General features: G+C 73.4%; 7 protein-coding genes. All 7 read left to right on the top strand.

Annotated features, from left to right (window positions below):
* The first annotated feature begins 66 nt into the window (after positions 1-66).
* The 7 genes from J5O08_RS16090 to J5O08_RS16120 all read left to right on the top strand — a co-directional run bounded on the left by J5O08_RS16090 (position 67) and on the right by J5O08_RS16120 (position 7941).
* Positions 67-1035: a carbohydrate ABC transporter permease gene (locus J5O08_RS16090; protein WP_254631208.1), complete on the top strand. Its 969-nt coding sequence runs from the start codon at positions 67-69 to the stop codon at positions 1033-1035.
* The gene (locus tag J5O08_RS16095; protein ID WP_218707911.1) at positions 1035-1952 is read left to right on the top strand and encodes a carbohydrate ABC transporter permease; all 918 of its coding nucleotides are present in this window, start codon (positions 1035-1037) and stop codon (positions 1950-1952) included. Before J5O08_RS16090 ends, J5O08_RS16095 begins: the two co-directional genes overlap by 1 nt.
* A gap of 16 nt (positions 1953-1968) precedes the next feature.
* Complete coding sequence (gene yicI / locus J5O08_RS16100; RefSeq protein ID WP_218707912.1) at positions 1969-4242, top strand: alpha-xylosidase; 2274 nt, start codon at positions 1969-1971, stop codon at positions 4240-4242.
* A 210-nt stretch (positions 4243-4452) separates the two neighbouring features.
* Positions 4453-5907, top strand: a complete 1455-nt coding sequence (locus J5O08_RS16105; RefSeq protein ID WP_218707913.1) for a glycoside hydrolase family 1 protein — start codon at positions 4453-4455, stop codon at positions 5905-5907.
* A 94-nt stretch (positions 5908-6001) separates the two neighbouring features.
* Positions 6002-6313, top strand: a complete 312-nt coding sequence (locus J5O08_RS16110) for a hypothetical protein (protein ID WP_218707914.1) — start codon at positions 6002-6004, stop codon at positions 6311-6313.
* Positions 6314-6337: 24 nt separating this feature from the next.
* Entirely contained in the window at positions 6338-7168 is an 831-nt protein-coding gene (locus tag J5O08_RS16115) for an alpha/beta hydrolase (protein ID WP_217616901.1), read from the top strand.
* The gene (locus tag J5O08_RS16120; RefSeq protein ID WP_218707915.1) at positions 7165-7941 is read left to right on the top strand and encodes an alpha/beta fold hydrolase; all 777 of its coding nucleotides are present in this window, start codon (positions 7165-7167) and stop codon (positions 7939-7941) included. The genes J5O08_RS16115 and J5O08_RS16120 overlap by 4 nt, the downstream gene beginning before the upstream one ends.
* The last annotated feature ends 79 nt before the right edge of the window (positions 7942-8020 follow it).

Genomic DNA, 8020 nt, shown 5'->3' on the forward strand with positions numbered 1-8020 from the left:
CCACCCCCTGCCCGGGCCGGCAGTGCACGCCGCCGGCCCGGGCGCCCCACCTCGCGAGGAGCCGCTTTGACCACCGTCGACCGCGCCGCGCCGCCGCAGGAGCCGCGCACCCGCGGCACCCGCCGCGGCCGCCGTTCGCGCGACTGGGTCGGGTACCTGCCCTACCTGCTGCCCGGCCTGATCGCCTTCACCGTCGTCATCCTGATCCCGTTCGGGATGAACATCTGGTACAGCCTGCACAAGTGGAAGGGCGGCAACGCCCCGCTGCGCTGGTACGGGCTCGGCAACTACACCGACCTGCTCGCGGACGAGCAGTTCTGGACGTCGTTCCGGAACTCGATCGCGATGATCCTCGCGATGGTGGTGGTGCCGACGCTGATCGGCCTGCTGCTCGCGACCACCCTGTTCGACGTGCTCGGCAAGCGGTTCGGCCCGCGCGTGGCCTCGGTGCTCCGCGCCACCTACTACCTGCCGCAGATCCTGCCGGTCGCCGTCGCCGGCGTGCTGTGGAACTGGATCCTCAACTCCCAGACCGGCGCGGTGAACGTGATCCTGCGGGAGATCGGCGTCGCGAACCCGCCCAACTGGCTGGGCTCGACGGACACGGCGCTGCCGACCGTCATGCTCGTGCTGATCTGGATCCAGATCGGCTACCCGGTCGTCATCTTCATGTCCGCGCTGCAGCGGGTCGACCCCGAGCTGTACGAGGCCGCCGAGCTCGACGGCGCCGGCTGGTGGCACCGGTTCCGCGCCATCACGATCCCGCAGATCAAGCCCGAGACGTTCGTCATCACGCTCACCTGCACCGTGGCCGCGCTCAAGGTGTTCGGCCCGATCTACGTGCTGACCCGCGGCGGCCCCGAGTCGTCGACGCTCGTGCCGTCGTACTACTCGTACCTGAACTTCTTCGACAAGTCGAAGGTCGGCTACGGCGCCGCGATCGCGAACGTCCTGACGGTCCTCATCATCCTGATCGCCGTCGTCATCATGGTGCTGCAGGCCCGCAGCGCCCGCCGTGAGGAGGAGGGTCGCTGATGGCCGCCCCCATCGAGACGCTGCCGACGCCCGTCGCCGCCGGGCGCCCGCCGCGCCCGCGGCGCGCGAAGGCCACCGACACCGACCGCCGGCACCGCCGGGGCACCGCGCGCTGGTTCGTGCTGGCCGCGGCCGTCCTGGTCGCCGTGGTCATGCTCGTGCCGTTCGTCATCATGGTGCTGAACGCGTTCAAGGCACCGGCGGACTACTCGCAGAACGGACCGCTGTCCTGGCCGGCGGAGTTCTACACCGAGGGTCTGCGCAACTTCTGGACCCGGGTCAACTTCCCCGAGAAGCTGGTCAACTCCGTCTGGATCTCGGGCGCGGTCGCGCTCTTCGCCGTCGTGCTGTCGCTGTTCAGCTCGTACGCGCTCGGCGTCGGCCGGGTGAAGGGCCGGATGTGGATCGTCACGCTGTTCCTGCTCGCGAACATGCTGCCGCAGGAGGTGCTGGTCTACCCGCTGTTCCAGATGGCGCAGGAGGTGGGCCTGTCCAACAACCAGTGGTCGGTCATCATCATCTTCACGGTCATCCAGGCCGCGTTCGGCACGTACCTGCTGTCCTCGGTGCTCGGCACGTTCCCGAAGGCGCTGCTCGAGGCGGCGTCCCTGGACGGCGCGGGCCGGTGGCGGACCCTGTGGGGCGTCGTGTTCCCCGTGGTCCGGCCGACCCTCAGCGTCCTGCTGATCTTCTTCTTCATCTGGACGTGGAACGAGTTCTTCATCCCGCTGGTCATGCTCACGACCAACGCCACCCAGACGATCCCGGTGGCCCTCGCCTCGCTGCAGGGCGACCGCATGATGGACGCCCCCACGACCAACGCGGGCGCCCTCGTCTCGATGATCCCGGCGATCGTCTTCTTCCTCATCTTCCAGCGCACGCTGACCCGCGGGATCACCGCGGGCGCGGTCAAGTAAGGCAAGGGCAGCACCCATGAAGTTCACCGACGGCTACTGGCAGACCCTCCCCGGCGTCACGGTCCAGCGCCCGCGCGCGGTCGACGAGGTCGTGCTCGGCGAGCGGACGCTCACCGCCTACGCCGGCACCGGACGCCTCGCCACGCGCGGCGACACCCTCAACCACCCGCTCATCACGATCTCCCTCGACTCGCCCGCCGAGGGGGTGCTCGGCGTGACGATCGAGCACCACCAGGGCGGCGTCGACCACGGGCCCGCGTTCGGGCTCGCCGACGCGGCGCCGCACGTGGTCGTCGCCGGGCCCACCGACGACGACCCCCGCGCGTCCCTCACCACGGGCAACCTCACCGCCCGGGTGTCGACGACGGGGGAGTGGGCGCTCGACGTCGAGGTCGACGGCCGGGTCGTCACCGGCGCCACCTCCCGCGGCGTCGGCGTGGTCACCGACGCCGAGGGTCGGCCGTTCGTCCGCGAGCAGCTCGGCCTCGGCGTGGGCGACCACGTCTACGGCCTGGGCGAGCGGTTCACCCCGTTCGTGAAGAACGGCCAGACCGTCGACATCTGGAACGCGGACGGCGGCACCTCCTCGGAGCAGTCGTACAAGAACGTGCCGTTCTACCTGACCGACGCGGGCTACGGCGTGTTCGTCGACCACCCCGGCCACGTCTCGTTCGAGATCGGCTCCGAGGTCGTGTCCCGCACCCAGTTCAGCGTCCCCGGGCAGCGGCTGCGCTACTACGTCATCGCGGGCCCGGAGCCCAAGGACGTGCTGCGCCGGTACACCGCGCTGACCGGCCGCCCGGCCGCCGTGCCGGACTGGTCGTACGGCCTGTGGCTGTCGACGTCGTTCACCACGGACTACGACGAGGCCACCGTCATGTCGTTCATCGACGGCATGGCCGAGCGCGGCCTGCCGCTGTCGGTGTTCCACTTCGACTGCTTCTGGATGCGCCGGTTCCACTGGTGCGACTTCGTGTGGGACCCGGCGACGTTCCCGGACCCCGAGGGCCTGCTGCGGAGGCTGCACGAGCGGGACCTGCAGGTGTGCGTCTGGATCAACCCGTACATCGCGCAGCGCTCGCACCTGTTCGCCGAGGGCGCCGAGCTCGGCTACCTGGTGAAGCGCGCCGACGGCTCGGTCTGGCAGTGGGACATGTGGCAGGCCGGCATGGGCCTGGTCGACTTCACCAACCCCGAGGCCACCGCCTGGTTCAAGGGCAAGCTCCGGGCCCTGCTCGACATGGGCGTCGACTGCTTCAAGACCGACTTCGGCGAGCGGATCCCGACGGACGTCGTCTGGCACGACGGCTCGGACCCCGAGCGGATGCACAACTACTACACGCACCTGTACAACAAGGCGGTCTTCGAGCTGCTGGAGGAGGTCAAGGGCGAGGGCGAGGCCGTGCTGTTCGCGCGGTCGGCCACCGCCGGCGGCCAGCAGTTCCCCGTGCACTGGGGCGGCGACTGCGAGTCGACGTTCGTGTCCATGGCCGAGTCGCTGCGCGGCGGGCTGTCCCTCGCGTCGTCCGGCTTCGGCTACTGGTCGCACGACATCGGCGGCTTCGAGGGCACGCCGGACGCCGCGGTGTTCAAGCGCTGGCTCGCGTTCGGCCTGCTGTCCTCGCACTCCCGGCTGCACGGGTCGTCGTCGTACCGGGTGCCGTGGGCGTTCGACGAGGAGTCGGTCAAGGTCACGCAGCGGTTCACCGAGCTCAAGCTGTCGCTCATGCCGTACCTGTCCGCGGTGGGCCGCGAGGCGCACACCGACGGGCTGCCGGTCATGCGGCCGCTGTTCCTCGAGTTCCCGGACGACCCGGGCGCCGCGACGGTCGACACCCAGTACGCGCTGGGGTCGTCGCTGCTGGTCGCGCCCGTGTTCAACGCCGAGGGCGACGTGGACGTCTACGTGCCCGAGGGGGAGTGGACGTCGCTGCTCGACGGCTCGACGGTGTCCGGCCCGCGGTGGCACCGGCAGCGGCACGGGTTCGACTCGCTGCCCGTGCTGGTCCGGCCCGGCACGCTGCTGCCGGTCGGCGCGCGCACCGACCGCCCGGACTACGACCACGCCGACGGCGTCACGCTGCGGGTGTTCGGCCTGGCGGACGGCGCCGAGGCGCGGACCACGGTCCGCGGGAAGGCAGGGGACGTGGAGTTCGTCGCGCGGCGCTCGGGCTCCACGGTCACGGTCGAGGCCACGGGCGCCGTCCCGGCCACGTGGCACGTCGCGGCGGCCCTGGGCACGCCGCAGGCGGCCGAGGGCTCGCGCGCGGAGCTCACCCTCCCCGCCTGACCCGCCCCCTCTCGCCCGGCCCGGGCGACACCCCGTCGCCGAGATGGCAACTCTCGGGTGCGTGGCACCCGCCGCGCAGAGCCGAGAGTTGCCATCTCGGCGGGCGCGTCCGGGCGCAAGGGGGCGCGGGAGCGCTCCCATCGGTCGTGTATCGTATCGATTCGACATCGCCGTCCCGCGGCTCACCCACCTGAACCGAGGAAGCTCCTGATGACCACCTCCCGCCCCTCCGGGCGCACGTTCCCCGCCGACTTCCTCTGGGGGTCCGCCACCGCCGCGTACCAGATCGAGGGGGCCGCCACCGAGGGCGGCCGCGCGCCGTCCATCTGGGACACGTTCTCCGCGCGCCCGGGCGCCGTGCTCAACGGCGACACCGGCGCCGTCGCCGCCGACCACTACCACCGGGTCCCCGAGGACGTCGCGCTCATGCAGTCCCTCGGCCTGCAGGCCTACCGGCTGTCGATCGCCTGGCCGCGAGTCCAGCCCACCGGGTCGGGGGAGTGGAACGCCGAGGGCCTGGCCTTCTACACCGACCTCGTCGACCGGCTGATCGCCGCCGGCATCAAGCCCGTCGTCACGCTGTACCACTGGGACCTGCCGCAGGCCCTGGAGGACGAGGGCGGCTGGACCAACCGCGAGACCGCCTACCGGTTCGCCGACTACGCCCGCAAGCTCGCCGAGGTGCTGGGCGACAAGGTGACGGTGTGGACCACGCTGAACGAGCCGTGGTGCTCCGCGTACCTGGGCTACGCCTCCGGCGTGCACGCCCCGGGCCGCACCGAGCAGGGCGCCTCGCTCGCCGCCGTGCACCACCTCAACCTCGCGCACGGCCTCGCCGCCCTCGCGATCCGGGAGGTGCTGGGCGACGCCGCGCAGGTGTCGATCACGCTCAACCTGCACGTGACCCGCGCCGCGTCCGACGCACCCGAGGACGTCGAGGCGAAGCGCCAGGTGGACACCGTCGCCAACGAGGTGTTCCTGCAGCCGCTGCTCGAGGGCCGGTACCCCGAGAACGTGTTCGCCCAGACGGCCGCGGTGTCCGACTGGTCGTTCGTGCAGGACGGCGACCTCGAGCTCATCCGGCAGCCGATCGACCTGCTCGGCATCAACTACTACTCGACGGGCCGGGTGCAGCGGCTGCACGGCGAGCCGGTCGTCGGCGACGGCAGCCCCGGCGTCGACGGGCACAAGTCGTCCGTGGTCAGCCCGTGGGTGGGCTGCGACGACGTCGAGTGGCTGCCGCAGCCGGGCCCGCACACGGCGATGGGCTGGAACATCGAGCCCCAGGGCCTCACCGACCTCCTGCTCGAGATCCACGAGCGGTACCCGTCGATCCCGCTGGCCGTCACCGAGAACGGCGCGGCGTTCGCCGACGAGGTGTCCGCCGACGGCCGGGTGCACGACCTCGACCGCGTCGAGTACCTGCACGACCACATCGACGCCGTCGGCGCCGCGATGGACGCCGGCGCGGACGTGCGCGGCTACTTCGTGTGGTCGCTGATGGACAACTTCGAGTGGGCGTACGGCTACGACCGCCGCTTCGGGATCGTGCGGGTCGACTACGACACGCTCGAGCGGACCCTGAAGGACTCGGCGCTCTGGTACCGGGACCTCGTCGCGACGCGGACGATCGCGCCCGCGGACTCGGCGGCCGGGCTGTCCTGACGCCGGTCCGGGCCTCGCCCGGGACCGCACGCACGCCGGAGGGCGGTCGCCGCACGGTGGCCGCCCTCCGGCGCGCCGGGGGACAATCGGGAGCGTGCCGTCCTCCCGCCGCTCCGGCAAGCGCCCCTACGCCGCCGAGCACGTCCCGCTCGACCTCGACCGGGTGCGCGGCGGCCGCACGTCCGAGGAGGCGGCCGACGGCGCGTGGACCGTGCAGCGCGTCGGCGGGTCCGACCGCACGTTCCGCTGCCCGGGCTGCGACCAGGAGATCGCCCCCGGCACGCCGCACGTCGTCGCCTGGCGGTCGGACGGGCTGTTCGGGGCCGACTCCGCGCTGGCGGACCGCCGGCACTGGCACTCCGCGTGCTGGTCGGCGCGGCACCGGCGGGGACCGACGCGGCGCTGACCACCCGGACTACGCTCGACCGCGATGACCACCGCAGCCGCCCCCACACCCATCCGGTCGCTGACCGTCCTGCCCGCGCACCGGGAGGAGGTCGAGCTGCACACCGCCGACGGCCTCACGCTCGTCGGCGAGCTGGCGCTCCCCGTCGACGCCGACGGCACCCCGCGCACCCCCGCGGCCACGCTCGTGACGCTGCACCCGCTGCCGACGCACGGCGGCTACATGGACTCGCACGTGCTGCGGAAGGCCGCCTGGCGGCTGCCGGCGCTCGCCGACGTCGCGGTCCTGCGGTTCAACACCCGCGGGACGTCCAGCCCGCGCGGGACCAGCGAGGGCGCGTTCGACGGCGGCGTGGCGGAGAAGTTCGACGTGCACGCCGCGATCGAGCTCGCCGAGTTCCGCGACCTGCCCCACCCCTGGCTCGTCGGCTGGTCCTTCGGCACCGAGCTGGCGCTCATGCACGGCCTGGACCCCGCAGTCGAGGGCGCCGTCCTGCTGTCGCCGCCGCTGCACCGGGCGACCGACGCCGACCTGGACGCCTGGGACGCCGACGGCAAGCCGCTGGTCGTGCTGGTCCCCGAGCACGACGACTACCTGCGCCCCGCCGAGGCCCGCGAGCGGTTCGCCCGGGTGCACCAGGCGGAGGTGATCGGCGTCGACGGCGCCAAGCACCTGTGGGTCGGGGAGCCGTACGTGCGGCGCGTGCTCGACGAGATCGTCCGGCACGTGCGCCCGGGCCTGCCGGTGCCGCTGCCGACCACCTGGGACGGGCCGAGCGAGCAGGCCGAGGCGCCCGCCGTCCCGCAGTCGCCCGACGGCGAGGCGTTCGCCGGATCCGACCAGGAGGACGCATGACCGCCACCGTCACGCTGCACGCGCTGCGACCCGGCACCGGGGTGCCGCTGGTCCTGCTGCACGCCTTCCCGCTCGACTCCCGGATGTGGGCCGACGTCGCCCCGCTGCTGGACGGCCCGGTCCTGGCGGTCGACCTGCCCGGGCTGGGCGCGGCCCAGGGGGGCGCCCAGCCGGAGCCGTCGCTCGAGGCCGCGGCGGACGCGGTGGCGGCCGTCCTCGCCGAGGCCGGGCACGCGCGCGCCGTCGTCGCCGGGCTGTCGATGGGGGGCTACGTCGCGCTCGCGCTGGTCGAGCGGCACCCCGAGCTCGTCACGGGGCTGGGGCTGCTCGACACCAAGGCGACCGCCGACACCGACGAGGCCCGCGCGAACCGGCTGCGGGTCGCCGACGCCGTGGAGTCGAGCGGCACCGTGGACGAGGTGCTGCCGATGGCCACCGCGCTGCTCGGCGCGGCGTCCCGGGAGCGGCCCGAGCTCGTCGCGCGGCTGGAGGCGCTGATCGCGGCGCAGCCGCCCGCCGGGGTGGCCTGGTCGCAGCGCGCGATGGCCGCGCGGCCGGACCGCACCGCGGTGCTCGCGGGGTACCGCGGGCCGGCGCTCGTGCTCGTGGGCGACGAGGACCAGCCGACGCCGGTCGCCGAGGCACGGGGGATGGCGGCGGCGCTCGGCGTCGAGGCCGTGGTCGTGCCGGGCGCCGGGCACCTCACGGCCGTCGAGGCGCCCGGCGCGGTCGCGGCCGCGCTGGGGGACCTGCTGGGGCGCGCACGGGGCTGAGCCCGGCGCGGGCCGGGTCCGGGGCCGCGAGCGGAGCCGGACGCAGGCGCCGCCGGCCGGGCCCGGCCGGGGCGGCGCG

The sequence above is a fragment of the Cellulomonas sp. PS-H5 genome, assembly GCF_019265565.1.
Classification (GTDB): Bacteria; Actinomycetota; Actinomycetes; order Actinomycetales; family Cellulomonadaceae; genus Cellulomonas.

Bases quoted from the DNA above. Each gene is read 5' to 3' on its own strand.
- J5O08_RS16095 (WP_218707911.1), top strand. From the start codon at position 1,035: ATGGCCGCCCCCATCGAGACGCTGCCGACGCCCGTCGCCGCCGGGCGC.
- yicI (WP_218707912.1), top strand. From the start codon at position 1,969: ATGAAGTTCACCGACGGCTACTGGCAGACCCTCCCCGGCGTCACGGTC.
- J5O08_RS16105 (WP_218707913.1), top strand. From the start codon at position 4,453: ATGACCACCTCCCGCCCCTCCGGGCGCACGTTCCCCGCCGACTTCCTC.
- J5O08_RS16115 (WP_217616901.1), top strand. From the start codon at position 6,338: ATGACCACCGCAGCCGCCCCCACACCCATCCGGTCGCTGACCGTCCTG.
- J5O08_RS16120 (WP_218707915.1), top strand. From the start codon at position 7,165: ATGACCGCCACCGTCACGCTGCACGCGCTGCGACCCGGCACCGGGGTG.